Origin of the sequence: Nostoc sp. GT001 (assembly GCF_030382115.1) — a bacterium.
Classification (GTDB): domain Bacteria; phylum Cyanobacteriota; class Cyanobacteriia; order Cyanobacteriales; family Nostocaceae; genus Nostoc.
Genome location: NZ_JAUDRJ010000003.1, coordinates 2,650,556 through 2,676,548, shown reverse-complemented (window position 1 = coordinate 2,676,548; position 25,993 = coordinate 2,650,556). Strand labels below are relative to the sequence as shown.

Annotated in this window: 25 protein-coding genes and 4 pseudogenes; 12 read left to right on the top strand and 17 right to left on the bottom strand. The window is 41.8% G+C overall.

The window, feature by feature from the left end; all coding sequences use genetic code 11:
- The first annotated feature begins 88 nt into the window (after nt 1-88).
- Entirely contained in the window at nt 89-259 is a 171-nt protein-coding gene (locus tag QUD05_RS14315) for a hypothetical protein (RefSeq protein ID WP_289796640.1), read from the top strand.
- A gap of 116 nt (nt 260-375) precedes the next feature.
- Here the strand turns inward: QUD05_RS14315 and QUD05_RS14310 are convergent.
- The 4 genes and pseudogenes from QUD05_RS14310 to QUD05_RS14295 all read right to left on the bottom strand — a co-directional run.
- Nucleotides 376-946 (bottom strand): annotated as a pseudogene (locus tag QUD05_RS14310) (IS630 family transposase); the annotation flags it as partial.
- A 153-nt stretch (nt 947-1,099) separates the two neighbouring features.
- Nucleotides 1,100-2,428: an IS701 family transposase gene (locus QUD05_RS14305; protein ID WP_289796639.1), complete on the bottom strand. Its 1,329-nt coding sequence runs from the start codon at nt 2,426-2,428 to the stop codon at nt 1,100-1,102.
- A 101-nt stretch (nt 2,429-2,529) separates the two neighbouring features.
- Nucleotides 2,530-2,661 (bottom strand): winged helix-turn-helix domain-containing protein, encoded by a 132-nt coding sequence (locus tag QUD05_RS14300; protein WP_416211619.1) that lies wholly within the window; start codon nt 2,659-2,661, stop codon nt 2,530-2,532.
- 166 nt (nt 2,662-2,827) lie between these two features.
- A pseudogene (locus QUD05_RS14295) lies at nt 2,828-3,085 on the bottom strand (IS630 family transposase); the annotation flags it as partial.
- Nucleotides 3,086-3,531: 446 nt separating this feature from the next.
- On the opposite strand from QUD05_RS14295, the pseudogene QUD05_RS14290 reads away from it, so the two are divergent.
- Nucleotides 3,532-3,717, top strand: a pseudogene (locus QUD05_RS14290) (IS630 family transposase); the annotation flags it as partial.
- Between the two features lie 38 nt (nt 3,718-3,755).
- Here the strand turns inward: QUD05_RS14290 and QUD05_RS14285 are convergent.
- Together QUD05_RS14285 and QUD05_RS14280 are read right to left on the bottom strand one after the other, a co-directional pair.
- The gene (locus QUD05_RS14285; protein WP_289796638.1) at nt 3,756-4,520 is read right to left on the bottom strand and encodes a peptidylprolyl isomerase; all 765 of its coding nucleotides are present in this window, start codon (nt 4,518-4,520) and stop codon (nt 3,756-3,758) included.
- 655 nt (nt 4,521-5,175) lie between these two features.
- On the bottom strand, nt 5,176-5,550 hold the full coding sequence (locus QUD05_RS14280) for a c-type cytochrome (protein WP_289796637.1): 375 nt from the start codon (nt 5,548-5,550) through the stop codon (nt 5,176-5,178).
- A gap of 209 nt (nt 5,551-5,759) precedes the next feature.
- Between QUD05_RS14280 and petG the strand changes: the two genes are divergently transcribed.
- Nucleotides 5,760-5,873, top strand: coding sequence for a cytochrome b6-f complex subunit V (gene petG, locus QUD05_RS14275; RefSeq protein ID WP_063721252.1), 114 nt, complete (start codon nt 5,760-5,762; stop codon nt 5,871-5,873).
- Nucleotides 5,874-5,987: 114 nt separating this feature from the next.
- Here petG and rsmD read toward each other — a convergent pair whose 3' ends face one another.
- A complete protein-coding gene (gene rsmD, locus QUD05_RS14270) occupies nt 5,988-6,533 on the bottom strand; it encodes a 16S rRNA (guanine(966)-N(2))-methyltransferase RsmD (RefSeq protein WP_289796636.1) in 546 nt (181 codons plus the stop codon).
- A 133-nt stretch (nt 6,534-6,666) separates the two neighbouring features.
- Entirely contained in the window at nt 6,667-7,302 is a 636-nt protein-coding gene (gene hisH / locus QUD05_RS14265) for an imidazole glycerol phosphate synthase subunit HisH (RefSeq protein WP_289796634.1), read from the bottom strand.
- A 58-nt stretch (nt 7,303-7,360) separates the two neighbouring features.
- On the opposite strand from hisH, the gene QUD05_RS14260 reads away from it, so the two are divergent.
- Complete coding sequence (locus QUD05_RS14260; protein ID WP_289796633.1) at nt 7,361-7,882, top strand: pyroglutamyl-peptidase I family protein; 522 nt, start codon at nt 7,361-7,363, stop codon at nt 7,880-7,882.
- A gap of 31 nt (nt 7,883-7,913) precedes the next feature.
- Nucleotides 7,914-9,281 (top strand): DUF3370 domain-containing protein, encoded by a 1,368-nt coding sequence (locus QUD05_RS14255; protein WP_289799968.1) that lies wholly within the window; start codon nt 7,914-7,916, stop codon nt 9,279-9,281.
- Between the two features lie 37 nt (nt 9,282-9,318).
- Here the strand turns inward: QUD05_RS14255 and QUD05_RS34045 are convergent, their stop codons facing one another.
- Nucleotides 9,319-9,522, bottom strand: a complete 204-nt coding sequence (locus QUD05_RS34045; RefSeq protein WP_354666180.1) for a helix-turn-helix domain-containing protein — start codon at nt 9,520-9,522, stop codon at nt 9,319-9,321.
- Nucleotides 9,523-9,682: 160 nt separating this feature from the next.
- On the opposite strand from QUD05_RS34045, the gene QUD05_RS14250 reads away from it, so the two are divergent.
- Nucleotides 9,683-10,054, top strand: a complete 372-nt coding sequence (locus tag QUD05_RS14250) for a DUF2237 family protein (RefSeq protein WP_289796632.1) — start codon at nt 9,683-9,685, stop codon at nt 10,052-10,054.
- Nucleotides 10,055-10,151: 97 nt separating this feature from the next.
- On the opposite strand, the gene QUD05_RS14245 is transcribed toward QUD05_RS14250, so the two are convergent.
- The 5 genes from QUD05_RS14245 to QUD05_RS14225 form a co-directional block, all read right to left on the bottom strand.
- Nucleotides 10,152-12,371: a hybrid sensor histidine kinase/response regulator gene (locus QUD05_RS14245; RefSeq protein WP_289796631.1), complete on the bottom strand. Its 2,220-nt coding sequence runs from the start codon at nt 12,369-12,371 to the stop codon at nt 10,152-10,154.
- Between the two features lie 4 nt (nt 12,372-12,375).
- Nucleotides 12,376-12,948: a chemotaxis protein CheB gene (locus tag QUD05_RS14240; protein WP_289796630.1), complete on the bottom strand. Its 573-nt coding sequence runs from the start codon at nt 12,946-12,948 to the stop codon at nt 12,376-12,378.
- A gap of 65 nt (nt 12,949-13,013) precedes the next feature.
- Nucleotides 13,014-13,877: a metal ABC transporter permease gene (locus QUD05_RS14235; RefSeq protein WP_289796629.1), complete on the bottom strand. Its 864-nt coding sequence runs from the start codon at nt 13,875-13,877 to the stop codon at nt 13,014-13,016.
- A 45-nt stretch (nt 13,878-13,922) separates the two neighbouring features.
- A complete protein-coding gene (locus tag QUD05_RS14230; protein ID WP_289796628.1) occupies nt 13,923-14,702 on the bottom strand; it encodes a metal ABC transporter ATP-binding protein in 780 nt (259 codons plus the stop codon).
- 150 nt (nt 14,703-14,852) lie between these two features.
- On the bottom strand, nt 14,853-15,824 hold the full coding sequence (locus QUD05_RS14225) for a metal ABC transporter substrate-binding protein (RefSeq protein WP_502911396.1): 972 nt from the start codon (nt 15,822-15,824) through the stop codon (nt 14,853-14,855).
- Nucleotides 15,825-16,644: 820 nt separating this feature from the next.
- Between QUD05_RS14225 and QUD05_RS14220 the strand changes: the two genes are divergently transcribed.
- From QUD05_RS14220 to QUD05_RS14200, 5 genes and pseudogenes are all read left to right on the top strand, one after another.
- A complete protein-coding gene (locus tag QUD05_RS14220; RefSeq protein ID WP_289796626.1) occupies nt 16,645-17,145 on the top strand; it encodes a DUF2231 domain-containing protein in 501 nt (166 codons plus the stop codon).
- A complete protein-coding gene (locus QUD05_RS14215; RefSeq protein WP_289796625.1) occupies nt 17,142-17,759 on the top strand; it encodes a DUF2231 domain-containing protein in 618 nt (205 codons plus the stop codon). The genes QUD05_RS14220 and QUD05_RS14215 overlap by 4 nt, the downstream gene beginning before the upstream one ends.
- 74 nt (nt 17,760-17,833) lie before the next feature.
- Nucleotides 17,834-18,760 carry a cytochrome c oxidase subunit II gene (locus tag QUD05_RS14210; RefSeq protein ID WP_289796624.1) on the top strand — a complete coding sequence of 309 codons (927 nt, stop codon included), beginning with the start codon at nt 17,834-17,836 and terminating at the stop codon, nt 18,758-18,760.
- Nucleotides 18,761-18,773: 13 nt separating this feature from the next.
- Nucleotides 18,774-20,436 (top strand): annotated as a pseudogene (gene ctaD, locus QUD05_RS14205) (cytochrome c oxidase subunit I).
- A gap of 94 nt (nt 20,437-20,530) precedes the next feature.
- Nucleotides 20,531-21,133 carry a cytochrome c oxidase subunit 3 gene (locus QUD05_RS14200; RefSeq protein WP_289796623.1) on the top strand — a complete coding sequence of 201 codons (603 nt, stop codon included), beginning with the start codon at nt 20,531-20,533 and terminating at the stop codon, nt 21,131-21,133.
- 114 nt (nt 21,134-21,247) lie between these two features.
- On the opposite strand, the gene QUD05_RS14195 is transcribed toward QUD05_RS14200, so the two are convergent.
- Both QUD05_RS14195 and QUD05_RS14190 read right to left on the bottom strand, forming a co-directional pair.
- Nucleotides 21,248-21,844: a hypothetical protein gene (locus QUD05_RS14195; protein WP_289796622.1), complete on the bottom strand. Its 597-nt coding sequence runs from the start codon at nt 21,842-21,844 to the stop codon at nt 21,248-21,250.
- 202 nt (nt 21,845-22,046) lie between these two features.
- A complete protein-coding gene (locus QUD05_RS14190; protein WP_289796621.1) occupies nt 22,047-23,399 on the bottom strand; it encodes a helix-hairpin-helix domain-containing protein in 1,353 nt (450 codons plus the stop codon).
- 350 nt (nt 23,400-23,749) lie between these two features.
- On the opposite strand from QUD05_RS14190, the gene gatA reads away from it, so the two are divergent.
- Nucleotides 23,750-25,210 carry an Asp-tRNA(Asn)/Glu-tRNA(Gln) amidotransferase subunit GatA gene (gene gatA / locus QUD05_RS14185; protein ID WP_289796620.1) on the top strand — a complete coding sequence of 487 codons (1,461 nt, stop codon included), beginning with the start codon at nt 23,750-23,752 and terminating at the stop codon, nt 25,208-25,210.
- A gap of 264 nt (nt 25,211-25,474) precedes the next feature.
- Here gatA and QUD05_RS14180 read toward each other — a convergent pair whose 3' ends face one another.
- Nucleotides 25,475-25,939, bottom strand: coding sequence for a helix-turn-helix domain-containing protein (locus tag QUD05_RS14180; protein WP_289796619.1), 465 nt, complete (start codon nt 25,937-25,939; stop codon nt 25,475-25,477).
- Nucleotides 25,940-25,993: the final 54 nt, after the last annotated feature.

Here is a 25,993-nt window from a genome sequence, read left to right as displayed (position 1 = left end):
GCCTAGGCTTTTGGTTTTGAGCTTATTCCTCAGCACTCAGGAAATCTGGTTTCTTAGAAGAGGGCTTAGACGTTATAAGCTAGAAATCATGCGCCAACTGGTCACAGCACAGCCCGATGCGACGTTAAGCGAATTGCGGGAACGACTTTATGAGAAAACAGAGGTGTTAATTGGGGTGGCCACAGTGAATCGGATGGTTCGCTGGAAACTCAACCTAAACCTCAAAAAAAAGTCTCCACCCCACGAAAAAAGGCACTGATGAAGTCCAATTGGCCTGATTTGAGTACTGGAAACTCTTGAGGGGCATACCTGTGGAAAATCTGATTTTCTTAGATGAATCGGGGGTTAATATCATGTTCGGTAAATCACTTACGATTAAGCCCCGATTTTAATCCACCAGTGAAAACCAGTTAACCCTTGAATCAAATCTTGCTGTTGAAGCAAAGATTGACAGCGATGAAATAAAATTTCCTCTAAATCATCAAGTGTCTCAAATGTTCTATTGGCAATTGGTTCATCAACCAAAGTCCACAATCTTTCTGCGGGTTGTAATTCAGGTGAATGAGATGGTAAAAATGTTAAATGCAGCCCTTCTGGAATCTTTAAATTTTTACTGGTATGCCATCCAGCTCGGTCAATAGCTAAAAGAATGTGTTTATTAGCACCTAACTAAAATTCCGAGGCAAAATCTGCTAAAACCTGATTAAATAGTTCAGTGTTGACATAAGGGAGAATCCACCAATAACTTTCTTCAGTTTGGGGATGTACAAAGGCATACAACCATAACCACTTAAACCTCCAATTGATCTTGGCAATTGATGTTTCCTATCGACGGAACATAAACTCGTCGAATAATTGGCTTAATTCCTAAACGATAGCGAAGCGTTAGCGAGTCCTCGAGCGTCTGTTCATCCTCGCACCAAAGTTGAATTTCTGCATCTGGGTAATTATAGCAACGGACAGGGAGCTTAGGACAGCAATAAAATCACAAAGTACGCTGTTGAAGACGCGTTTCCCGCAAACTGTCCTAACGGCTTTGGCGACTGCTATAACCCTCTTCTGTCACTTTCCGGAATAAGCAAGTAGTAAATAAGTTAAATTATCCAGAACCATAACCAGGTTTAAATTGATTCATTGCAGCAATTAAATGATTGAATCCTAGCAATAAGTGTGAATTAGGGAAAATGCTTAACCAGGGATAAATCAACCAAAATAGTAAGAGTGGTTGGATAATTAGACGCAGATTATTTAAAGTATTTTTCCATCCGTATTCGCGGTTCCATTGCGGATGATTAGAAAAATCAACATCACTATTTTCTTCTGCCTCAGTCTCAATTTGACGAGATTGATTTAAGCCTAAGAAGGCGGGAGAATTTAAACTAATCATCGTGTAAACACAAAAAATAATCTCCCACCACCTCTCAATATGTTGGAAATTGGTGAAACGGTAATCTGTCCAGCCTAGTTCCTGTTTACACTGCCGAAAACCATATTCTACCCAGGTTCTTAATCCATATAAGTCGCCTAAAGTTTTCTTGAGATTACCTTGAAGATTTGTCATCACAAAAGAAGTAGAATTTTCTGGCATGGTTTCTGGATCAGTAGTTATTTCCCAGTAAGTTATGGCTCTTTTTTTACCATAAATTATTTCCCTAATGTATCTAACTTCTGATTTTTGATTGCTAAATGTTCTCTCAAATTTACACCATTTATTCGCCCTAACCCTTTCTCCTGCTGGCAACCAAACTCCATGATTACTTCTAATTGATACAACATAAGCTAAATTATATTCAGCTATTTTTCTAATAAATTGACTACTTTCACCATATAAGCTATCAGCCAGTACTAATTCAATATTAAACCCTGATTCAATTAGCTCTGTAATAATTTCTGATGCTAACTCTATTTTCGTTTTGTATTTATCTGACTCCTTTAGTGTTCCTTTTGGTTTAAATACTTTTACAATTAATGGAAAAGTTATATTAGAGTAAACTCCATAAGCATTAACTGAAACTATCCCATTATCTATCTTCCCCACGCTTCCCAAATATTGTCTAGCCACATAATCAGTCTTTTTACCTTTTTTTCTATCTCCGGTTTCATCTATGACTACTGTAATTGCTTGACCATCTAATTCTTTCTTCAATCTATTTAATCTTCGTTGTTTTAACTTATTTACTGACCAATCTGAATTGGCTAGAAAATGATGTAATGACTGAGCTGAGTTAATACTTACAACTTTCGCTATCTCTGGTAATGATTTTCTTTGAATTTGGGACATTATTCCCAGATGTAAATATTTGAAGCACTCATAATTTCTTACTTCTCTAAACAGGTCTTTATACTCTGCACAATATTCATCTATGGTGGCAACTGTTGGGTGAGCATCTCTTGCCAAATGTTTCAAGATTTGTAATTCTACATCCATTGACCTACTTACCTTTCAGGGTTTTATTTTTTTATTCTTTTATTCAGAATACCCGGAAAGTGACAGAAGAGGGATAACTTTGAGTTCTTCAACTTCTGTAGCTAGTTTTTTTTCCAGGCTTCTTGCTCAAAAGGATCGCTGTTGGTGTGAGACGGATGAGGTACTCGTAGTCTAAACGTCATCTGCCGTAATATTTCCCACTCCCTATATCTACTAATATAGGACTTACGCATTGACAGAAGCAATTAAATATGGATATAGCTTTTCAGCCATTCAAGTTTGATTTTTCACCATTAGCCAGCGATCGCGCTTTGATCTGAAGCTAGTAGCCAATAGCCTGAAACAACGCATTTTCGTTCATACACATGATAATCTTTTTGTACAGTGCGTAAGTCCTATAATCTTTGTTCCAGTGACTTCACTTAACCAATCTGCAACTTTTCGTCCATTCCAGAGTCCCCCATCTGGCGCGTTTTCCTGTAAAGCTTGCCACAGATGTGCTTGATGCATATCGTCTATTAACGCCTTTGCTCCTTGGTTTGAAAGGCGGCGATCGCCAATTCCACTTATACCTAAATCGTTATACCGTTTAACCTTTATTCTATGCAGCTTCTTAGAGAATTGGTATGAGGTAATTTTGACAATTTGTGGAGTAGTAAGAATTCCGAATTGGGGCACTTGTATTACCAGCAGAAATATACGCGTTTACCTGAGAGAAAATGAATGCACATAGCCACGTTTTTTTGTCGGATTATTAACAACAAACATCTTAAACTCCTATTCTCTCGTCGAAACTAGCTGATTGCTCTCACTGGCGATCGCACCCTATAAGTTAGTCACAGAGATACTTGGGCAGTTTTCGGAGATGTCTAATGGATAACTGCTCGATCCATAAAAGTGATGAACTTGAAGCTTTAATCATCACTGCTGGAGCTAGCCTCATTTATCCCCCCCTACTCCCCTTTCAAGGGCAGGCTTTTAGGCTTTCGATAAATAGTNNNGAATATTCTCAATTATTGAACGTAGTTTTAAGTTCTCAGACAATGGTTTTGGTTTTAAAATCCCAAAAATTTGTCNNNTCAAAAAAACCTGCCCCAGAAAGCCCCTACTCCCCCGATTTTTCACCCATTGAGAACTGTTGGTCGAAGATTAAGAACATTCTCCGTCGCATCGGTGCAAGGACATATCCTGATTTACTCAAGGCATTAGATGCGGCATTTGCAGAAGTGACGATAGAGAATTACGCTTGTTGGTTTACTCACTGCTGCTACTGTACTTCAGAAGATTGATAACCGCTATATTCGATTGGTTAAAGGTTTATCGCCTGTCACGTATCCCCCTCTGCTTGTGGTGCAGACATGATTTGCTTTTGCTGCTCTTGTAGCCAGTTTTCAAAGAGTTCATTCAACAGACGCATTTTCATAAATTCATCCAGTTGTGCTGGAATAAATTTTTCTAAACGCAAAATTACAAACCATTCAGCGATACGGGTAGGGGGCAATATCTGACCTGGTTGAGTGCTAGAGAGCATTTGCACCATTATCGGATGTAGTGCATTCAGTTCAATCGGGCCTACCAAGCCACCAGTTTGGGCTTCCGGTCCGAGTGAGTATTCCCGCGCCAAATCAGCAAAAGAGTTTTCTTTTGCTTGAATCCTGAAGTATAGTTCTTGGGCAATTCCCACATCCTGGGTTCGTAGTAGGGAATAAATTACTTTGTCCAGTTTTGCCTTGGACTGAAAAAAGTAAGATTCCAGTTTATTACCCCAAGTGGCTTGCTTGAATTTTTCAATTTTCAGCTTACGAGTAGTGATAACTTCTAGTTGATCTGGATTCAGCCCTTGATGTGCCATCCAAGCCTGGATGTCTTCTTCATTTTTGAACTGTTTTTCGGCGTAAAACTGCTGTTTAGCTTGGGCTACTTCCTCTGGTGTACACTCTATTGCAATCTTGGCAGAGCGCGAGTTTTGCTCTATTGCCTCATCAATGATCAATTCTCGCTGCAACTGTGGCAGCATTTGATAACTTGCCAGTAAGGAAATCAGTTCACTAGCTGTGATTGTACGATTACCGATTTGGGTCGTTTCAGTCATTAGCTTTCGGGCATCTCAAGAATATTTAGTCTGTTAAAGAAGCTATACCGTAGCTCATTTACTAGGAGCTTTTACCTTAATTTTACAGAGTTAGGTATACTAACCTCACTTTCGCAATAATTAAATAGTTACTTGCTAACATACTTAAAAATATACAGTTTATATGAGTTTTTATCAAAGATTCTACGCAAATACTAGCGGATGTAAAGATAAAGACAAAAGATAGTTCTCGCCACTACGACTTTAGAAGACGAAGTTTATCATATGGAGCTAGGCTATTTTGAGGTTTCTATGATTATGTATATAGGCACAGTGGTATTAGTGTGGCGGTTCTTCTCCCAACCTCAAAAGAGCGTTTGGTAGATAAGGGAAGACGTTAAGGACGTTAGTGTTAGTGTATGTACTATTACGGAGAAGCAAGGTACGAGCGGCGTCTTGCACCTAAGTGTTTGGAATTTTCTCATAGTAGAGCAGGTGTGATGTGCCAAGGGCAACGCTCCTACGTTGCTAAAGCGTCTCTACGAGACACTGTGCGAACGCTATCGAGTATCTAAGGATTTCTTTACATTTATCAGAGGTGTAAAAAGGCATGCATACTATTCTGCCTTTTTACATAAGAGTATTGTATGTATCCTACAACCAAAAACTCTTAGGTCTATAACGACTCTAAATAGTTCAAAAGATCCGCCATTTCTTGAGCACTGGGTTGGAATTTTGGCATTGGGGGTGTTTCGCCACTAATCACTTGGTGAATCAGCCCATACCGAGACTTGTGCTTTGAAACAGCTTGCAAACTGAGCCCCACTCGCCCGTCTGCTTCCAAGCCATGACAACCAGCACAGTTAATTTGAAATATCGCGTGTCCTTGAACTGGGTTTCCTGTTAGGGACAGAACACTCTTGACATATGGATCGGAGGCTTGAACCAACTGAACACCAAAAAAGCCCAAAGGGACTCCTAGCAGTATAGCCAGCGTCAATAAAACGATCCGCTGAATCAAAATTTCAGGTTTGGTAATCTGGTTATCCAAAAGGTTTGCTGTGAAATTCTAGGTGTGCTAAAAAGTTTTCATTTCCTACACATAGCTTAAAAGTTCTTGATTGTGTCTGCAAGCACAGAAGACTATTTTTTTGTGGGCAGTCGCCCTCCAACAGGCTGTAGGGCGCAGGATTCATACGAAATTTGGTAAAATCAAAAACAGGCAACGAATATTTAATAATTACAAAAAGGAGATTTACAGTGGTTGAACCCCTGCTATCAGGTATTGTCCTTGGTCTAGTTTTCGTCACTCTCGCCGGACTTTTTTACGCTGCATATAAGCAATACAAGCGCCCCAATCAGTTGGGGGGATGAGAGAGTAGAGAGAGTGCCCAGTGGTGAGCGCTGAGTCTTGAGTGGGATGAGGAAAGGGGGACAAGGAGGACAAGGAAGCAATTTTTCTCCCCTACTCCCCACTCCCCACTCTTTTCATTCCATAATTTTGTAGAAAGTAAGTGATGTGTTGCCGTAAACTTTCTGGCGGCAAATTTCCCAAGCGGGAATCTCTGGCGGTGTCCAACCTTGTGAGGCGTGTTCAACTGCGATTTCACCGCTAGGATCTAAAAGTTGATAGTGAGCGATCGCTTCTAATACTTGCTGGTACAATCCACTGGCATAAGGTGGATCGAAGTAGATTCTATCAAACTGTTTACCTGATAAAGTTTTTAACTGCTGGGTAATATCTCCCCGCAATACCCGAAATTCCTGTTCGGCATTAGTTAACTGCTGCCAATTTTGCTGGATGGTGGTACAGGCTCGGCTCGATTGTTCAATTCCTACTACTAAGCTGGCTCTTCTACACAAAGCCTCTGCGCCCATTGAACCAGTACCAGCGCACAAATCTAGCCAGCGACAACCTGCAATTTCTCCTTGCCAAATATTAAAGACTGCCTCTCTTACTCGCGCACTAGTGGGTCTAGTTTCTTTTCCTGGTAAAGTTTTTAGCTGGCGATTACCGTAAATTCTCAGGCTCATTGGTTATTAGTCATTGGTCACTTGTACTGAGCAAAGCCGTAAAGCCTGCGGCATAGCTTCGCTTCGGGCGCAGCCTCTCGTAGAGAAGTATTAGTTTTAGACAAAAGACAAAGAACAAATTACAAAAAGAATATTAGGCAGGAATTTTTTCGCGGACTTGAGCAACGAAATTAGACAGGATTTGCAATCCAATATTAGAGGATTTTTCGGGGTGAAATTGGACTGCCATCAGGTTTTCATGGGCGATCGCCGCTGTGACGGTTTGAGTACCGTGAGTGATAGTTGCTGCACGGATTAGCGGGTCTATTGGGTCAACATAATAGGAATGGACAAAATACACCCAAGGATCTGACGGCAAATGCTCCCACAAAATACTTTTTGGTTGAGTAACTTCCAATTGATTCCAACCCATGTGAGGAATAGTGATGTCAGGTTCGGGACGAAACCGCCGCACTTTTCCTTTGATAATTCCTAGTCCTGGTTGGGTACCTTCTGCACTTGATTCAAAAAGAATTTGCAATCCTAAACAAATTCCCAAAAAAGGTTTACCAGCTGCGATCGCTTCTTTAATAGGTTGTTCTAAACCACGCGATCGCAGGTGTTGCACTGCTGGATCAAATGCTCCCACTCCCGGTAGGACTATAGCATCTGCCTGCTCTAATTCCTTTGGAGAATAAGTAACATTAGGAGTTGCCCCAGCTTTTTCCAAGCCTTTGCAAACTGAGTGCAAATTTCCCATCTCATAATCTACGACCGCAATTACTGGCATTTACCTGCTCCTTGTAAATTTATTATGGAGGGTTTTTCTATTCTAAATAATATTTGTTATGAAGAAAAGAATTCTATTAACTTCTTTTGACACTTGGCTAAAAGATCAACAGTCAAATTCTTCTGATGATTTATTACTTGAAGTTACCAAACTTGAGTTGATACCACATAACTTAACTTTTTTACGCCAGTTACCCGTAGATGTGCAACTTGCCAGTACTCAGGTAATGGAAAAAATCAAGGCAATCCAACCTGATTACATCATCTGTTGTGGCATGGCTGCAAGCCGTACACAATTAAGTGTGGAAGCAGTTGCTAGCTGTGGAGAAAGTATTTTACAGACAGAAGTTGATTTAGAAAAATTAGTGGTGGGAGCAGCAAAAATTCAGATTAGCTACGACTGTGGGAAATTTGTCTGTGAAGGTCTTTACTATTCAGTGTTGGACTACTTAAGCCAAAATCAACTCACGGCACGTTGTATTTTTGTCCACGTTCCGGTTCTCAATCAAGAAAATTTGATGGGGATTCTTGCCGATTTCGTATTAATTATTAACAAACTGGCACTTTCATCAAGCTGTTAATGTCTGTATGGTGAAAGAAATATCTAAGTATATGTTGCCATTGTTACTAATTTTTCCGATAGCCCAATTAACTCCTACTACACTTCCACCTGAAGAAGTCTTACAACCACAAGAAGTACGACCTTTACCAGGTAAGTTGGATACAGTGCCAACGTTTAACAGCAATAGTCCAGAATTGGTTTTGAAGGAAGGAATCTTACTTTCTACCTTTCCACCAGATGGGAAAAAAGTGCCAACAGCGCATCTGAATTTTCCTTTTCGGGGACGATTTGATATTTTTGCCCATCACGTTGCGAAAGCTGAACCAGCAGAGAATTTGCGTTCTCTTTATTTAGGGATAATTTTGCAGAACCCTAGTTCGGAACCAGTGAAGGTAAATATTTGGCAGGCGGCGAGTTATTTGAGTCAACCGGATGCCCCATTTATTCAGTTACCATCCTTTAGCCAAAACCTTTTAGGTAAAATTTTTGCTGGCTCAGGCGATCGCGTCATGTCTGATGTTTTAAGGGGAGTGCGACAAGAGATTTTCCCTGCTCAAATTGACATTCCAGCAAAGCAAAGTCGGATGTTACTAAATTTACCAATTCCTGTGCAGGGATTGACACCACCTCTCAATGGTCGGTCTACATTGATCCGATTGCAAAGTAATGGCACTGTCTATGCAGCTAGCCTAGCGATGTTTGCACAGGTTAATCCTGATGGCAGTGAGCGATCGCCTAGTTTAAAAGAGTGGCAGAATTTACTAGAGAGTGGCGATTTAGCTGGGCCACGAGATAAAACTCCCACTCCCTTAGAGGAAACTGGCAAGCCAAGAATTTATGGGCGTGTTGCGGGAGTGGTTGGTGGTTCACGATGGAGAGCCTTATTAGTAGATAAGCCTAAAGCTAGGTATCTAACTATTCCCCAGCCTGGTCAAGTGTTTTCCTACGCTCTGAGTACTCTGCATGGCGGTACATTAGGAACTGGTCAAATTCAAAGTGCGCCTATGCTAGTGCGCTATCCTGACACCGCATATCGCGCTCATGGCAACTATGGAATTCAATATAATCTGAAGCTGCCGCTATATAACAATACTCAAAGTTCTCAAACTGTTAGCGTGTCGATACAAACACCACTCAAAGAGGATCAGTTAGTCAAACCAGGGTTACGCTTTCTGAGTACACCCGCTCCTCAAGTATTCTTCCGAGGGACAGTGCGAGTACGTTACAAAAATGACCAAAATCAGCCACAAACTGAGTTTGTACATTTAGTGCAAAAGAGAGGTCAACCAGGAGAACCGTTAGTTTTATTAAAGATGAAACCAAGCGATCGCTCTTTGGTAGAAGTAGACTTTCTCTATCCGCCGGATGCTACACCACCGCAAGTATTGACAGTTTCAACTCAGGCTGAACCTCGGTAATGAGTTATGATCTACGACCACGACGCAATGTGAAGTTCTAAAGTTCTTTCTTAAGGCATTCTTCTAAAAACACTATGTCCTCTTCTTTCCACTTAGTCTTCCCACCTCGACCAAGTAGTTCCCAAAGCCCTTCTAGACCCTGCTTTTTCCATTTGTGCAAAACCTCTCTCACTGTCTGTGGAGTCCAATTTAAATGACCCGCGATTTTTTCCACATACCAGCCATGTGCGTTTAATCTGATTACTTCTCCTCGGTTTTAGTTCTTCTTTCCCAGATGAACATTTTCTAAATCAGTCATCCAAGAATTGTGTAAAATAATCCCTCTGACCTGATGCTATTAACCCTTCATTTGGATGAAGGATTTTGAAATCTCTCAAAGTTTCAGTTACCCTGAATTAACGATGACAGACGCTAAAAATGTAATCGATGGAAACCTAGAGGTTTGCTGTACTTCTCCCATGACTGGGTTTCACCGCGACGGTTTTTGTCGTACAGGTAGTCAGGATTTCGGGTCGCATGTCGTATGTGCCCAAGTCACATCAGAATTCCTGGAGTTCACCAAATCGCAGGGAAACGACCTCAGCACAGCTGTTCCTGATTTTAATTTTCCGGGATTGAAGCCTGGCGATCGCTGGTGTTTGTGTGCTTCTCGCTGGCAAGAAGCTCTAGAAGCTGGCGTTGCTCCACCCGTTATACTTTCAGCAACCCATGCTAGAGCTTTGGAAGTGGTTTCTCTAGACGAACTCAAAAAACATGCCTTAACTTCGTCTTGATTGGCCATTGGGCACAAGAGGCAGAGGTGCAGGGGGAAGGGAGCAGAGGAGAGGAATTTTCCCCTGCTCCCTGCTTTCCCCAGTCCCCACTTCCAAATCAACTCACTGGAACTTCTAGAGGTAGTTCTAAAACATTGGCAACGGCAGCAATCAATTTATTGGGGTCAATTGGCTTAGATAAATGCTGCTGGAACCCTGCAGAAAGTGCTTCTAAACGGTCTTCTTCTCGCGTGTACGCTGTTAACGCGATCGCGGGGATGCGCCCGCCTTTTTCTGGTTCTAAAGAGCGCAGTTTTCTAATCAGCGTATAACCATCTTGCTCTGACATACCGATGTCGCTAATCAGGATATCTGGTTTTGCTTGTTCAAGTACTGCTAGTGCTTCATCAACTGATCCTACCGCAGTGGCAAAAGCCCCATACTCCTCAAACATAAAACTGAGAAAGTTACGGGTATCTGTCTCATCATCTACAACTAGAACTCTTAATCCAGCAAGGGGCGTAGACGCTACAGGGGAGGAAATTTTTCCTGTTGCTTCTCTATTTCCCCTATTGTCTTGTAGGAGTGGTAGTCTTACAGTAAATGTTGCTCCTTGTCCACTACCCAAACTTTGGGCAAAGATTGTACCTTTATGCAGTTCAACTAGATGACGGACGATCGCTAGTCCTAATCCTAATCCATTGTGTGATCGCGTTGTGGTACTGTCTGCTTGCCGAAAACGCTCAAATACTTTGGGTAAAAACTCGGAACTGATGCCAATGCCCGTATCGATAACTTGAATTTGGGCGTACTGAGATTTTGAAGTTTGAGATTTTGCAGAAAGCTTAAGACTCGGCTCTCGACCATCAGAATTTTCCAAGACGGATTTTAGATTATTGCTTTCTTCAGTGTTTGAAGAATCTAAATTTTCACTATGAGATTCAAATCCAAAATTGTTCGACTGGGTTGTACTGAGGCTTGTGGAAGTAGCGCTCACACCAAAGTCTGAAATCGAAAATCCAAAATGCTTTGATAGCCTAACCTCTACCCTACCGCCTTTAGGGGTAAACTTTATTGCATTAGTTAGTAGGTTCCAGACAATTTGCTGTAGACGGGCTGGATCGCCGTAGACTGACCCGATCGAAGTATCCAGTACAGTATTTAATTGAATATCTTTTGGCTCTGCTAGGGGACGAACTGCCTCTAATGCCGCCTCCATCACTGTAAGCAGATTTACCGCAGATACGTTTAACCGCAACTGACCACGGATAATCCGAGATACATCCAAGATATCCTCAATTAGTTGCATCTGAGATATGGCGTTGCGTTCGATCGCCTCCAAAGCGCGAGAAGTGGCTTTTTCGTCAAGTTTCTTCGCGCGGAGGATTTTTGACCAGCCGAGCATTGAGGTTAGAGGCGTGCGGAGTTCGTGGGAGAGAACAGCTAGAAACTCATCTTTCATCCGATTTGCAGCTTCTGCTTCCTGTCTTGCCGTCTGTTCTCGAATCACTTGAGCGCGGACTTCTTCTGCTTGCTTGCGTTCGGTAATATCTTCAAGAGTGCCTACATAACCCAACAAGTCTCCTTGACTGGAAAGCATTGGTGATGAGCGAACTTGAACCCAACGAATGTTACCGTGAGCGGCTTGAAAACGAAATTCTTCTGAGTATTCCCGACCTTCACAAATGTAAGCAGACCAACTAGCGATCGCTCGTTCTTTATCTTCTGGATGAACAGATTCCAGCCATTTCTTTTCTAAACTATCTGCGGCTTTCAAGCCACAAATTGCCTGATAGCGGGGATTAGTATATTTACAGTTGCCTTCAGTATCAGTTTCAAAAATGCCAACGGGTGAGCAGGTACTTAGCGATCGGAATCGTTCTTCACTTTGCCTGAGTTCAGTATTCACAGCTACCAATTGCGCTGTTTGTTGCTTGATGGCTTCTGTTTTCTTAAATAGTTCTACGAATACTGTGACTTTAGAAGTCAAAATATTGGGGTCTAGTGGCTTGAGCAGATAATCAACAGCACCCAAGGCATAACCTTTAAACAGCATTTGGTCGCTGGTGCTAAAGGCGGTAAGAAAGATAATTGGAGTATGGCGCGATCGCCCCCGATTGCGAATTAAGGTAGCAGTTTCAAAGCCATCCATCCCTGGCATTTGCACATCCAGCAAAATCACCGCAAAGTCTTGATGCAGCAGACACCTCAAAGCTTCTTCCCCGGAAGTAGCTCTCACGAGATTCTCCCCTAATTTTTCTAGGATTGCCTCTAGTGCCAGCAAATTTTCTAGTTTATCATCTACTAGGAGGATGTTGACTTTGCGTTCCATCTGCATCGGTTTATTTCTGTGATAATTGACAAAGCTTGACCATCTGGGAAGCAATGTTTGAGAGTGTCAAAATCCAGTCTACTGTAATAGCAGAAATTGCTGCCTCTGGCATAATGTCGCTCTCCGCTGTGGCAGGTTCTTGTACAATGGTAATTCCTCCCCGCGCTTTTATTTTCTTAAGGCCTTGCATACCATCTTGGTTGGCTCCTGTCAATATTACACCAATAACTTGCTCTGTGTAGACATCGGCTGCCGACTCAAACAGCACATCAATAGATGGTCTAGCATAAGAAACAGGCTCATCAGTCGAAAGAGCAAAGTGACCTGGTTCAACCAGTAAATGATAATCTGCTGGGGCTATGTAGATATGTCCTGGTAGTATTTCGTCCTTGTCTTCCACTTCGCGAATTTTCAACAAAGTGGATTCTTGTAATAAATCCTGGAGTGTGTTGCTAGATTCTTTATGACGGTGTTGCACGATCGCGATCGGTACAGGGAAGTCTGCTGGTAAATTACCCAGGACGATTTTCAGTGCTGATAATCCGCCTAAAGAAGTACCAATTACCACAATTTTAAACGACACTTATTTCGCCCTCATACCACTGGAATGGGGGGTTACGTAAATAGCAAAGAGTATTTCATACTAAATCAGTCAGTGTTTTCCTGCTTCTTTGCTCTTACCAGTAACCCATGCTTAGGTGCAAAAATCATTGCTACGATAAACAACAAGGTTTGCAACACAACTATGCAACCCCCTGTTGCACCATCGATATGATAGCTGATGTAAGTTCCCATAACACTAGAAAATACGCCCGATGCCATTGCAATTAGTATCATGTGGTCGAAACGGTCTGTTAATAAATAAGCCGTTGCTCCCGGAGTAACTAACATCGCTACAACCAGAATAATTCCTACTGTCTGGAGTCCGGCGACAGCAGTTAGCGACAGTAATGATAGTAAAATATAGTGCAGCGCTCCTGTATTCAAGCCGATGGAACGTGCATGAGTGGGGTCAAAACAAAATAATAATAGGTCTTTGCGTAAAACAGCTATTGTTACTAAAGTAATTACGCTAATAATCACCGTTTGGATAATGTCTTCATTAGAAATACCCAAGACATTCCCAAACAAAATGTGCGTTAAGTCTACGCTGCTTGGAGTCTTGGAAACTAGTACCAAACCCAGAGCAAAAAATCCTGTAAATACAAGTCCGATGACAGTATCTTCTTTAATTCTCGTCTTCGCTTTGATATAACCGATCGCAATAACTGAACCCACTCCAAAGACGAAAGCACCCACAGCAAAAGGGATATTTAAAACATAAGCAATTACAACCCCAGGCATTACTGCATGGGAAACAGCATCTCCCATTAATGCCCAACCTTTTAGGGTCATAAAACAAGATAAAACAGAACAGACTACCCCAACTAAGGCACTTACACAAATTGCCTTCACCATGAATTCATGCTGGAGGGGTGTGGTTAACCAGTCTAAGAATGCGAGAGTATTCATATTTTTATAACTCTAATCCAAGCAATATCAACTAAAAATTCTCAATCAATCAGATTCATTTTGATTTCCGCGGATTATCTGACTTTTGCTGAGGGATAAATCTCCCAGAGAACCGCCAAAAGTGCGTGATAGATTTTCTTCTGTGAAGACTTCTGATGTATCACCATAAGCTAAAATAGTGCGATTAATTAGTACTACTTGGTCACAGAAAGTAGTGATAGACGCTAAGTCATGGGTAGAAATTAAAATTGTATGACCTTCCTCTCGCAATTCTAGTAATAAGTCAATCATCGCTTTTTCTGTTTTGATATCTACCCCAGTGAAAGGTTCATCTAATAGTAAAACTGTCCCCTGTTGTGCTAAGGCACGGGCGAGAAAGGCACGTTTTTTCTGTCCACCAGAGAGTTCTCCAATTTGGCGATCGCGCATTGACCACATTTGCACTCTTTCCAGACTCTCCCTCACCACTCTTTGATCTTTCGCCGACGGAATTCGCAGTATATTCATGTATCCGTAGCGTCCCATCATCACCACATCATGGACACTTACTGGAAAATTCCAGTCCACCTCTTCCGACTGTGGTACATAAGCCACCAAGCTTTTTTTCTGTACAGTTTTTATCGGTAAACCATTAATCAAAACCCGTCCTGTAACTGGCTTTAAAAAACCCATAATCGCCTTAAATAGGGTTGATTTACCGCTACCATTCATCCCCACTAAACCACTAATTGAACCTGCTCTAATTTGCAAAGAAGCACCATGTAAAGCAACTTTGCCGTGGTAAGCAACTGTCAGATTTTCGACATCAATACTAATAGACTTCACTAAAAATCACCTCTAAGATTAATCATTAGTTTGTAATGAGCGGCTCCAGCCTTTTTTGCGAATACTTAACCTTTTCTAGAGAACAAAACAGGACGAAAGTCCTTACTACAAGCTAATTTTAAATAATTAAATTTATTCTTGCATACTTGCTCACTTTTCCTCTAATCCCTGAGTTAGAGTATTAATATTAAGTTCTAGCAACTTGAGATAAGTTGGTGCTGGCCCATTCGCTGGAGAGAGGGAATCAACATAAAACACTCCACCAAACCTTGCTCCCGATTCTCTAGCTACCTGACGTTGCGCTCCATCATTGACTGTACTTTCACAGAAAACTACAGGTATTTTATTTTTTTTAACTATATCAATGACTTTTTCTAGCTGTTTGGGAGTAGCTTGTTGTTCAGAGTTGACTGCCCAGAGATAAGCTTCTTTCAAGCCATAATCGCGGGTGACGTATGAGAAAGCGCCTTCACAGCTTACCATGTAGCGCTTGTCTGCTGGAACTAGCGACACGCTTTTTCGCAGTTTCTCATCGACTTCCTTAATTTTTTGGCTGTATACTTTGGCATTGGTATTATAAGTCTCTGCATTCGCTGAGTCCAAATTAACTAATGCCTTGCGAATATTATCTACGTAAATCAAGGCATTTTGTGGTGACATCCAAGCATGGGGATTAGGTTTTCCTTTGTAGGCATCCTCCGTAATTTCTACAGGCTTAATTCCCTCACTTAGGGTAACGTGAGGTACATTAGGGACGCTGTTATACAATTTCTGTGCCCAACGCTCTAAATTCAGACCATTATTCAAAATTAAATCTGCTTTTTGCGCCCTCACCAAATCGCTAGGAGTTGGTTCGTAACCATGAATTTCCGCCCCTGGTTTGGTTAAAGATTCAACAATCGCCTTGTCTCCCGCCACGTTTTGAGCCATATCTGCAATGACTGTAAAGGTGGTAAGAACCACTTTTTTACCTTTTTTATCTAGGTTAGTGTTAGTTGTGCCTGGGTTTGGACTTAACTGTGGTTGAGAATCGGAGATTGACGGGCTACACCCACTCAAACATACCCACAATAGCAGCCCAGACGCGACAACCAATTTTTGTCCGTGCTGCGGTAGTTGCATCTGAAAGTTATTGATATTAAATCTCATTATAGCAATTTCATAATCTTCTCACTTTTGTCTCACTTTAGCAGAAGTAACATAAAAATGAAAGAATTATGAAAATAATATCAGAGGAAAAAAGCGAACCTGTTGCAATAAACTGTATTTCTGAGTTATGACTTAACCTTGATTCCTTATTTTTGTCTTTTTAAAGGGCTTTTTGAGTGATTCAAATATTTTTGTTATTTACATCACAAACAAATATTTTATTATTGTGAAATACCTTACAGACAAATATGATATTTAGAGTTTTTTGTATTTAAAAAAATGCAAATCTAAATACATTATGAAAATATTTATTTGTTAAATAACTAACTGTTAAAAGTTTAATATTTATTGTTTTGACAATTCATAAAAATTTACTTAAGCTAAAGGATAGGTTAAGCAAATCAACAAACGGCAGCGATTTGATTTAGCTACATCAAGAATTGCTGTTGCAGACTATTGGCATAAGGAAATGAATCAAAACGAAAATTATTCCATGTAGGCAATTTAACCAAATTTGGCTACAAAAAGCTAAGACATGATTAAGCGTATTGAACCGCGCAGATATTGAACAGAATCCGATCAATTATGGATGGATACTTGTGGTGATGTTAGTGAGTATCCATAAATTATTGAAGCTTGACTAACGATTTTAGATTTTTGATTAGGGTCTTCTAGTTTATATCTCGTCTGGGACGGAATAAATCTAAAAGACGCTCACTAAGACTGCGCGATCGCCAATCCAAAATCCAAAATTTATTGACCAAAGTGCGGTAGATATGTCCAGGAGAAGACAATGATTGAGTATTTGACATCCTTGAACGACCACAATTTGCCCTATCCAGATACGATTCATCCCATCGTTGTCCACTTCGTCATTGCGATGGTGTTGTTTTCCTTCTTCTGCGATGTAATTGGCTATTTTACTGGTAAATCGGGTCTTTTTGAGGTGAGTTGGTGGAATATGTTAGTTGCCACGATCGCCATCTTCGTCGCGATTATCTTTGGTCAGTTTGAAGCAGGGTTAGCACAGCCTTACAGCCTAGCGAAATCCGTGCTGAATTTGCATACGCTAATTGGTTGGTCGCTTTCAGGAATTATCACGGCGATTACAGCTTGGCGCTATGTAATTCGTGCCCGCAATCCCCAAAAAGTATCGATTTATTATTTGGGAGCCGGACTAGTTTTAACCCTAATAGTTGGCTTGCAAGTATATCTCGGCGATGAACTTGTTTGGGTATATGGATTGCATACCGTGCCAGTTGTGGAAGCAGTAAAGGATGGTGTGTTGCGATGAACTCAGAATTAATTGACCAATTGAGCGGCTCTCTAGGCCCAAACGGATTACCTTACACAATTCCTATTCATCCCAACTTAGTCCATCTGACAATAGGTTTGTTCATCATTGCGATGACCTTTGATATTGTTGGTGTTCTGTTCCCCTTTGAAAAATGGGTCTTCAAATTTTTGGCAATTACTGTGGAACGTGACAACTTATTTGCTGTTGGCTGGTACAACATGTTAGCTGCCAGCATCATCACATTTTTCACAGTGGGAGCAGGCTTTTACGAAATGCTGTTGGCAGCACCACCAGCTGATATGAAGAGTGCCTGGGGATTGCAGGCAATGGAAACTATGCTTTGGCATGGTGTGGGTGGTGTGTTCTTATTAGCGCTGATTGTTGGCATGACCATCTGGAGAGCATGGCAGCGCTTCGTTTGGGGCAAACAAGAATATAAACAGACAGATAGAGAAGTGCAATGGATCTATCTGTTCGCAGGCATAGCAATCATGTTCGTTATGTACATCCACGGCACACTAGGAGCGCAACTAGCCGCCGAATTTGGCGTACACAATACAGCAGATAATTTACTGCGATCGCACCAAGACCTCAACACAACACTCAAGTAAGTTACTTGTCCTTAGTCCTTAGTCATGTGTCCTTTGACTAATACCCCATACCCAATGCCCAATAACCAAAGACCATGAAAATCCAGAAGATTTTAAATATTTTGACGCTGCTTACAGGCGCGATCGCAATCACTGTTACTAGTCTCTGGATCGGCAAGCAGTCTTACTCCTGGCTTCCTCCCCAAGCAGCGGCCGAATCCCTACTAATTGATGATTTGATTAGCTTCTTAGTAACCCTCGGTGCATTCATCTTCTTGGGAGTCACAAGTACTCTGATGTATTCTGTGATCTTCCATCGGGCAGTCAAAGATGACTTCACTGATGGCCCCCCAATTGAAGGTAATATCACCTTAGAAGTTGTTTGGACAGCAATCCCAATTCTGTTAGTGTTGTGGATTGCGGGTTACAGCTATCAAGTTTACGAACAAATGGGAATTCAAGGCCCATCGGAAATAGTTCACCTGCATAATCCGTTGAGAATGGAATCGGCTTATGCAGAACCAAAAGATGCACCAGCTAACGCTTTAGCGGAACCTGTAGAAAAAATCGACGTACTAGCTAAACAGTGGGCGTGGGTTTTTCATTACCCAGAAAGAGATATTACCAGTACCGAATTGCATTTACCAAGCGATCGCAGAATACGTTTAGCGCTGAAATCACAGGATGTTTTGCACGGCTTCTATATTCCTGCGTTCCGCCTCAAGCAGGATATTATTCCTAACCATGCGATCGACTTTGAATTTACTCCCATCCGCCCCGGACAATACCGATTGACCGATTCTCAATATAGCGGTACATACTTTGCGACGATGCAAGCGAATGTCATCGTCGAATCTCCTGAAGATTATCAGCAATGGCTGGCACAAGCTGCAACCCAAAAGCCATCCATAGCAAATAATCAAGCGGCTTCTGAGTATGCCCAAACATCCCATCAATCAGTTCAAACTGGTTGGGTTACAGTTCCACCTGCTGCACCTCCTCTAGTCAATTCACCTGGTTGAAAGGAAAGTAACCATGACTAATGTTCCTATTGAAGGTATCCTTCTCCCTGATGAGAAGCCTAACCACGAATCTCCGAGTAGCTGGAAAGAATACTTCAGCTTTAGTACCGACCATAAAGTTATTGGTATCCAGTATCTCGTCACCTCATTTTTCTTCCTTCTCGTCGGCGGTATCTTTGCGATGGTGATGCGGGGAGAACTGATGACACCCGAATCAGATTTAGTCGATCGCACCGTCTACAACGGTATGTTCACCATGCACGGCACTGTGATGCTGTTCTTGTGGACATTTCCCTCACTAGTTGGTTTTGCTAACTATCTAGTGCCCCTAATGATTGGGGCGCGAGATATGGCATTTCCCCGCCTGAATGCCGTCGCCTTTTGGATGGTACCAGTAGTTGGGATTTTGATGATGGGTAGCTTCTTTGTCCCTGGAGGCCCAGCCCAAGCCGGTTGGTGGTCTTACCCACCAGTCAGTCTCCAGAATCCCACAGGTAACTTAATTAATGGTCAAGTTCTCTGGCTGTTAGCGGTGGCAATATCCGGCGTATCCTCAATTATGGGGGCAGTGAACTTTGTCACCACCATTGTCAAGATGCGGGCCCCAGGAATGGGCTTCTTCAAAATGCCGTTGTTTGTCTGGGCAGTATTTAGCGCCCAAATCATCCAACTATTTGGACTTCCAGCACTGACAGCTGGTGCGGTGATGCTGCTACTTGACCTCACTAGCTGGCACTGCCTTTTTTGACCCTGCCAAAGGTGGAAATCCAGTGATGTTCCAGCATTACTTCTGGTTTTACTCCCACCCAGCCGTTTACGTGATTATTTTGCCTGTCTTCGGCATTTTCTCAGAAATCTTCCCGGTTTATTCACGTAAACCCTTATTTGGTTACAAAGTAGTTGCCGTTTCATCTATCTTGATTGCCGTAGTTAGCGGCATTGTTTGGGTACACCACATGTACGTCAGCGGTACTCCTGGCTGGATGCGGTTGATTTTCATGATGACGACGATGTGTGTATCTGTCCCCACAGGAATTAAAGTGTTTGCTTGGGTAGCAACTATTTGGGGCGGTAAACTGCGGCTAAATACCGCCATGCTGTTTGCCTTGGGTGCATTAGTCATGTTTGTCTTCGCAGGAATCACAGGCATTATGCTTTCCTCCGTGCCAGTCGATGTCCACGTTAACAATACCTACTTTGTAGTCGGACACTTCCACTACGTCCTCTACGGAACTGTGACGATGGGCTTATTTGCAGCCATTTATCACTGGTTCCCTAAAATGACCGGAAGGATGTACTCCGAAAGCTGGGGTAAAATCCACTTCTGGTTAGCCTTCATCGGCACCAACCTCAACTTTTTGCCCATGCATCCCTTGGGATTGCAAGGAATGTTACGCCGAGTTGCTTCTTACGCCCCTGAGTATCAATTCTGGAACATCATCGCTAGCCTCGGCGGATTTCTCTTAGGAATGTCCACCTTGCCCTTCATATTCAACATGGTGATTTCTTGGATGCAAGGCGAGAAAGCACCCGCTAATCCTTGGCGAGCAATCGGACTAGAGTGGTTAGTTTCTTCACCCCCTCCAGTAGAAAACTTTGAAGAAACTCCCATCATCATCTCCGAACCCTACGGCTACGGTAAATCAGAACGCTTGACAGCCAACCTCCCAGAATAAACGCCAACCATCGGGAAGACGCAAAAACCCTCCGCGCACCTTTGCGCTTCCCTTAGCGTACCTTTGCGTTTCAAACTCCCCCTCAAAAACCAAAATGGACAGCTATATCAATTCCGAAGAATTGCACCACACAGCCGCAGAACATACCCACGACGAAGAAGGCAACAAAATGTTTGGCTTCATCGTCTTCCTCCTCTCAGAAAGCGTCATCTTCTTAAGTTTTTTCGCTGGATATGCCATCTACAAAACAACAACCCCTAACTGGCTACCAGCAGGTGTTTCTGGACTAGAAGTAAAAGAACCGACAATCAACACAGTAATTCTGGTTGCTAGTAGCTTTGTAATTTACTTAGCAGAACGCGCCCTTCAACGCCACGACTTAGTAAAATTCCGCCTGTTTCTCTTGGCAACAATGGCGATGGGAACTTACTTTTTAGTTGGACAGGCGATTGAATGGAACGGCCTCGCCTTTGGTTTCACTTCCGGGGTATTTGGTGGAACGTTTTATCTACTTACAGGCTTCCACGGTTTGCACGTTTTCACTGGTATCCTGTTGCAGTTAATAATTTTGATCCGTTCTTTCATCCCTGGCAATTACGATACAGGTCACTTCGGCGTCAATGCAACTTCATTGTTTTGGCACTTCGTCGATGTTATCTGGATTATTTTGTTTGTCCTGATCTATGTTTGGCAGTAGAGATTGATGGGAAGGAAAACCCAGATAATTTCTCTGGGTTGGTGTATGTGGCATTGTTAATTACTTTTATGCCCCATACACCATTCACTGTAATAACTATATTTGGGTCTTAGTTCAACCTTTCAAATTCACCTTCTCCTCAAACTTTGATCCATCTTGATGAGATAAAAATTTTTCACTACTATGATAACTTCTTCGCCATTGTTCGAGCTTATCTATAGATATCGATTTAGATGTGACATTCACACCATTTCCTCGCCAAGCAACTTCTGCATCTGTTGTGAAAACCCCGCACTCTAATTGGTCTAGCCTCATATTCCAATATTCGCTAAATCGACCTTTTAAAGTAATAACTTGTTCAAATACCTTGTTTCTATGTTTATTTCTTCTTTTTCGCTCTGTTGCTCCAGTGGCTTCTGTATCAATAAACTTAGTTTCTATTAAAAACAGACTACCTTTAAAAGTCAGAAAGACAAAATCACACTTCCCTAAATCTGTATAATCTGAAATTGGAGACTTTTCAAACAACAGCAATTCAGCGCACGAGGGAAACAATTCTTTAATATTCAGAAATAAATAAGCTTGCAATAGAAGTTCCTTATCATAAGGAAATAATATTACTCCTTCAAAAAATTTTTGAATGTCCTCGTGAGTTTGGGGTTGAATTTTTTTACAGTATGAAACAAATCTATGTAGCTCATTTACGATCATCAAGTTCTAACTCCTTCCCCCGGTCGCAGCCTTAAGGGTCTTAGCATAAAAAGATACCACTCCCTCAAGGAAATTATCATCAGCATAAGTAACTAAAAAAACGATTTAAACCCTGCATACTTAAGGCAATTTACTGTTGACAGTTCAATAAAACGAATTTTTAAGTTGCTTTTTAGTATTGGTGGATTTTTGACTCCTGGCCTCAGCTACCAGTCAGCGATTTTATATGAGCAGGAAAACTGGCGTTTTGCAAAGCTTGAACAGTTATTCTAGAATCTTGTACACAAAATTGCCAACCTAAGCGAACAAGTTTACGAGAAGTTTCAGTTTGAATAATTCCAATCACTGGCATTTTTGCCTTTTCTTTGTCTACTGAATGCTCTTGTAAAATTGTTTTTAAGCGATGTAAGTCTTCCATATTACCTGCTTGCTGGGGATTTAACTCCACCATTACCATTTGTACTGTTTCTACTGGTTCTGCATCTTCAAGAATAAATTGAGTTTGCTCGTCACGTCGATCTACTTTTCCCCAAATAATCAATCTAGTATCAACTTGGAGTAAGGAACTAATGCGTTCATAAGTTTTCGGAAAAACTACAGCTTCTGATTGTGTAGTGAGGTCTTCTATTTGCAGAATTGCCATCTGATCGCCTTTTTTTGTCACCACTTTTTTGACGTTATTCAACATGACTACTGCACAAAGTCTTGTATCTTCTCTTTGTTCTCCCAGTTGTGAAAGGTTAATTGGTGTCAAAAGTGGTGTTATTTGCCGTAAAGATTTCAGTGGATGATCTGATACATAAAAGCCTAATAATTCTTTCTCCATCTGCAACTTTTTCTGTGGGGGTAAATCTGTCACAGGTTTAGATTTGGGAGCAGTTTCAAAGGCATTATTTGCTCTTTTATTCTGAGTTGAAGAAAAGCCGTCGCCCAATAAATCAAATAGATTTCCTTGACCACTAGCTCTATCTTTCGCACGAGATTGTGCCCAATCATACACTAATTCTGAGTCGTTAATTAACTGTTGGCGGTTGGATTCAATTTTGTCAAAGGCTCCGCAGTAAATCAACGACTCCAGAGTTCGGCGGTTAACAGCACGCAAATCCACGCGATCGCAAAAATCAGCGAGTGATTTAAATTCTCCTGTCTCATTTCTCGCCTCCAAAATACAAGCGATCGCATTTTGTCCCACGTTACGCACTGCCGAAAATCCAAACAGAATCTTGCCTGCCGTTGGCGTAAAATCAACACCAGAACGGTTAATATCTGGCGGATCTATAGATATCCCCATATTTGTACAGTTAGTAATGTATCTCTGTACCTTATCGGTATCACCACTGTTAGCTGTTAACAGCGCCGCCATATATTCCAATGGGTAATTAGCTTTTAAATATGCTGTTTGATATGTTACATAACCATAAGCTGTCGAATGGGATTTATTGAAACAATTAGCAGCTATTAAGCCATTTTTAATCGCAAAATTATGGTCGCGTTCAACTCCAATGTCATAAACATTTTGCTTGCCTAAATATTTACGTGTGGCTATTTTTATCATCCTAGCTTACCTCGAAAAATTTTGTGTAATTGATAAAATTATGAAATTTGTAGTATTAATAAGGTTGTAATACAAAATTATATCACTAGAAAACACTGCTATACTCTTACACAAAAGTAGCCAATATAGATGAAAACTTTGGCAAACTATTCAATAGATGGTTGATAGCCATGTATTTGCTGTTTTTAAAAACGTATTAAACACATTTCAATACATATTAATCCGCTTAGTCAGATGAATGAGGAATGGCAAGCAGAAGAGAATAAGCGATGCCCAAAGCCCAATAACTAATACCCAATTTTGACCAATATGTACTAGAATCAATGACTTGAGTCACAAAGAGAGCAATCATGGCATCCATCCGCGAGTTGCACCAACAGCTGGTTAAAAAAGAACGTTCTGCCGTTGAAATTACCCAAGAAGCCTTAGAGCGCATTAAAGCGTTAGAGCCGAAATTGCACAGCTTTTTATGTGTGACGGCAGACCGCGCATTAGAGCAGGCGGGTGCTGTGGATGCCAAAATTGCCGCAGGAGAAGAAATTGGGCTGCTAGCGGGCATTCCTGTGGGTATCAAGGACAATATGTGTACCAAGGGGATTCCTACCACCTGCGCCTCCCGGATTTTGGAAAATTTTGTGCCGCCTTATGAATCAACAGCGACGCAAAAACTGGCAGATGCCGGGGCGGTAATGGTAGGCAAAACCAACTTGGATGAGTTTGCAATGGGTAGTTCCACAGAAAACTCTGCCTATCAAGTCACGGCTAATCCTTGGGATTTGTCACGAGTTCCAGGTGGTTCTTCAGGGGGTTCGGCGGCGGCGGTGTCTGCCCAAGAATGTGTAGTTGCTCTCGGTTCTGATACTGGCGGTTCGATTCGCCAACCTGCATCTTTCTGCGGTGTGGTGGGGATGAAACCCACTTATGGTTTGGTTTCTCGTTATGGTTTGGTGGCTTACGCTTCGTCTTTGGATCAAATTGGGCCATTTGCAAACACAGTCGAAGATGCGGCAATATTATTAAGTGCGATCGCAGGTTACGATCCCAAAGACTCTACCAGCCTGAAAGTTGCCATTCCTAACTATGCTGCTAGCTTAAAACCAAACTTCAAACCCAGAGGTCAGCTGAGAATTGGTATCATTAAAGAAACTTTTGGTGAAGGTTTAGACCCTGTAGTGGAACAAGCTGTTACCAAAGCAGTAGATCAACTACAAAGCTTAGGAGCAGAAATTCATATAATTTCTTGTCCCCGTTTTCGCTATGGCTTACCCACCTACTACATCATCGCCCCATCTGAAGCATCAGCCAACCTAGCTCGTTACGATGGCGTTAAATATGGGTATCGTGCTCCTGATGCCGATAATCTGCTATCAATGTACACTCGTACCCGTGCCGCTGGTTTTGGTACAGAAGTCAAACGCCGGATTATGATTGGCACTTACGCCCTTTCGGCTGGCTATTATGACGCTTATTACCTGAAAGCGCAAAAAGTCCGTACTTTGATTAAGCAAGACTTTGAAAAGGCTTTTGGTGCGGTTGATGTGTTAGTTTGTCCCACATCTCCCACTACAGCATTCAAAGCAGGGGAAAAAACTACTGACCCCTTGAGTATGTATTTAACTGACTTGATGACTATTCCTGTAAATCTTGCTGGTTTACCTAGTTTAAGTTTGCCATGTGGTTTTGACGAACAGGGGCTACCGATAGGATTACAGCTAATTGGCAATGTTCTACGAGAAGACCAATTATTTCAGGTAGCTTATGCTTATGAGCAATCTACTACTTGGCATCTGCGTAAACCGCAAATATCTTGAAAATTGTCATTTGTCACTTGTACTGAGTTTCGACTGCGCGGTAATCGAGCGACTTGTGCCGAGCGAAGTCGAGGTAAGTCGAGATTCAACTACCGCGTAGTCGTAAAGCCTGCGGCATAGCTTCGCTTCGGGCGCAGCCTCTGTCTGCGACACGCTGCGCGAACGTAGAGAAGTATTGGTCATTTGTCATTGGTTCTTAATTCTTCTCCTCTACTCAGTAGAGACGCGATTAATCGCGTCTCTCCACTCTTTCTGCCTTTTTGGTCATTTGTTAGCCTGATTACTGACTATTGACTGTTGATTATTATCTTCTGGAGTCAAGGATTCAGCTGTAAGCTGTGGACTAAGTATATGAAGAAGACCAGCAGATGCACCGACCAATAATAAAATATAGGTCAGAACAAGAGGTATGTATGTATTTTGTTTGTTGTCTGAATTGTGACGAGCATTTTTAGAATCTTGACAGACAACATTGGTTATAAGGCTGTACGATAAAGCATTTCCATCCAGCCCTAAAGCATCTCCATAACGACGGATGAATCCTTGCAGAAAAATTGGCTCAGGCAATTCTTCAAATCGGTCTTCTTCTAACGCTTGTAAAATACCTACTCGAAGCATTGTCTGAGAGGCTATTTCTTCTATGCGGATAGATTTTTCTTGTCTTACTTGTCGCAAGCGTGTGGTTATTTCCTTTAGTTGCTCTACTTGAGCTGCATTTAAGAGCGTCACAGTCTTCTCCTGTATGGGCTAATTCTACTATTCATTGAGAAGACTTCAATCCGC

What these genes read in the sequence shown, in the direction of transcription:
- QUD05_RS14315 (WP_289796640.1), top strand. Translation starts at nt 89, where the DNA reads ATGCGCCAACTGGTCACAGCACAGCCCGATGCGACGTTAAGCGAATTG.
- QUD05_RS14305 (WP_289796639.1), bottom strand. Translation starts at nt 2,428, where the DNA reads ATGGATGTAGAATTACAAATCTTGAAACATTTGGCAAGAGATGCTCAC.
- QUD05_RS14300 (WP_416211619.1), bottom strand. Translation starts at nt 2,661, where the DNA reads ATGCGTAAGTCCTATATTAGTAGATATAGGGAGTGGGAAATATTACGG.
- QUD05_RS14285 (WP_289796638.1), bottom strand. Translation starts at nt 4,520, where the DNA reads ATGACTGAAACGACCCAAATCGGTAATCGTACAATCACAGCTAGTGAA.
- rsmD (WP_289796636.1), bottom strand. Translation starts at nt 6,533, where the DNA reads ATGAGCCTGAGAATTTACGGTAATCGCCAGCTAAAAACTTTACCAGGA.
- hisH (WP_289796634.1), bottom strand. Translation starts at nt 7,302, where the DNA reads ATGCCAGTAATTGCGGTCGTAGATTATGAGATGGGAAATTTGCACTCA.
- QUD05_RS14260 (WP_289796633.1), top strand. Translation starts at nt 7,361, where the DNA reads ATGAAGAAAAGAATTCTATTAACTTCTTTTGACACTTGGCTAAAAGAT.
- QUD05_RS14255 (WP_289799968.1), top strand. Translation starts at nt 7,914, where the DNA reads ATGTTGCCATTGTTACTAATTTTTCCGATAGCCCAATTAACTCCTACT.
- QUD05_RS14250 (WP_289796632.1), top strand. Translation starts at nt 9,683, where the DNA reads ATGACAGACGCTAAAAATGTAATCGATGGAAACCTAGAGGTTTGCTGT.
- QUD05_RS14245 (WP_289796631.1), bottom strand. Translation starts at nt 12,371, where the DNA reads ATGCAGATGGAACGCAAAGTCAACATCCTCCTAGTAGATGATAAACTA.
- QUD05_RS14235 (WP_289796629.1), bottom strand. Translation starts at nt 13,877, where the DNA reads ATGAATACTCTCGCATTCTTAGACTGGTTAACCACACCCCTCCAGCAT.
- QUD05_RS14225 (WP_502911396.1), bottom strand. Translation starts at nt 15,824, where the DNA reads ATGCAACTACCGCAGCACGGACAAAAATTGGTTGTCGCGTCTGGGCTG.
- QUD05_RS14220 (WP_289796626.1), top strand. Translation starts at nt 16,645, where the DNA reads ATGATTGAGTATTTGACATCCTTGAACGACCACAATTTGCCCTATCCA.
- QUD05_RS14215 (WP_289796625.1), top strand. Translation starts at nt 17,142, where the DNA reads ATGAACTCAGAATTAATTGACCAATTGAGCGGCTCTCTAGGCCCAAAC.
- QUD05_RS14210 (WP_289796624.1), top strand. Translation starts at nt 17,834, where the DNA reads ATGAAAATCCAGAAGATTTTAAATATTTTGACGCTGCTTACAGGCGCG.
- QUD05_RS14200 (WP_289796623.1), top strand. Translation starts at nt 20,531, where the DNA reads ATGGACAGCTATATCAATTCCGAAGAATTGCACCACACAGCCGCAGAA.
- QUD05_RS14195 (WP_289796622.1), bottom strand. Translation starts at nt 21,844, where the DNA reads ATGATCGTAAATGAGCTACATAGATTTGTTTCATACTGTAAAAAAATT.
- QUD05_RS14190 (WP_289796621.1), bottom strand. Translation starts at nt 23,399, where the DNA reads ATGATAAAAATAGCCACACGTAAATATTTAGGCAAGCAAAATGTTTAT.
- gatA (WP_289796620.1), top strand. Translation starts at nt 23,750, where the DNA reads ATGGCATCCATCCGCGAGTTGCACCAACAGCTGGTTAAAAAAGAACGT.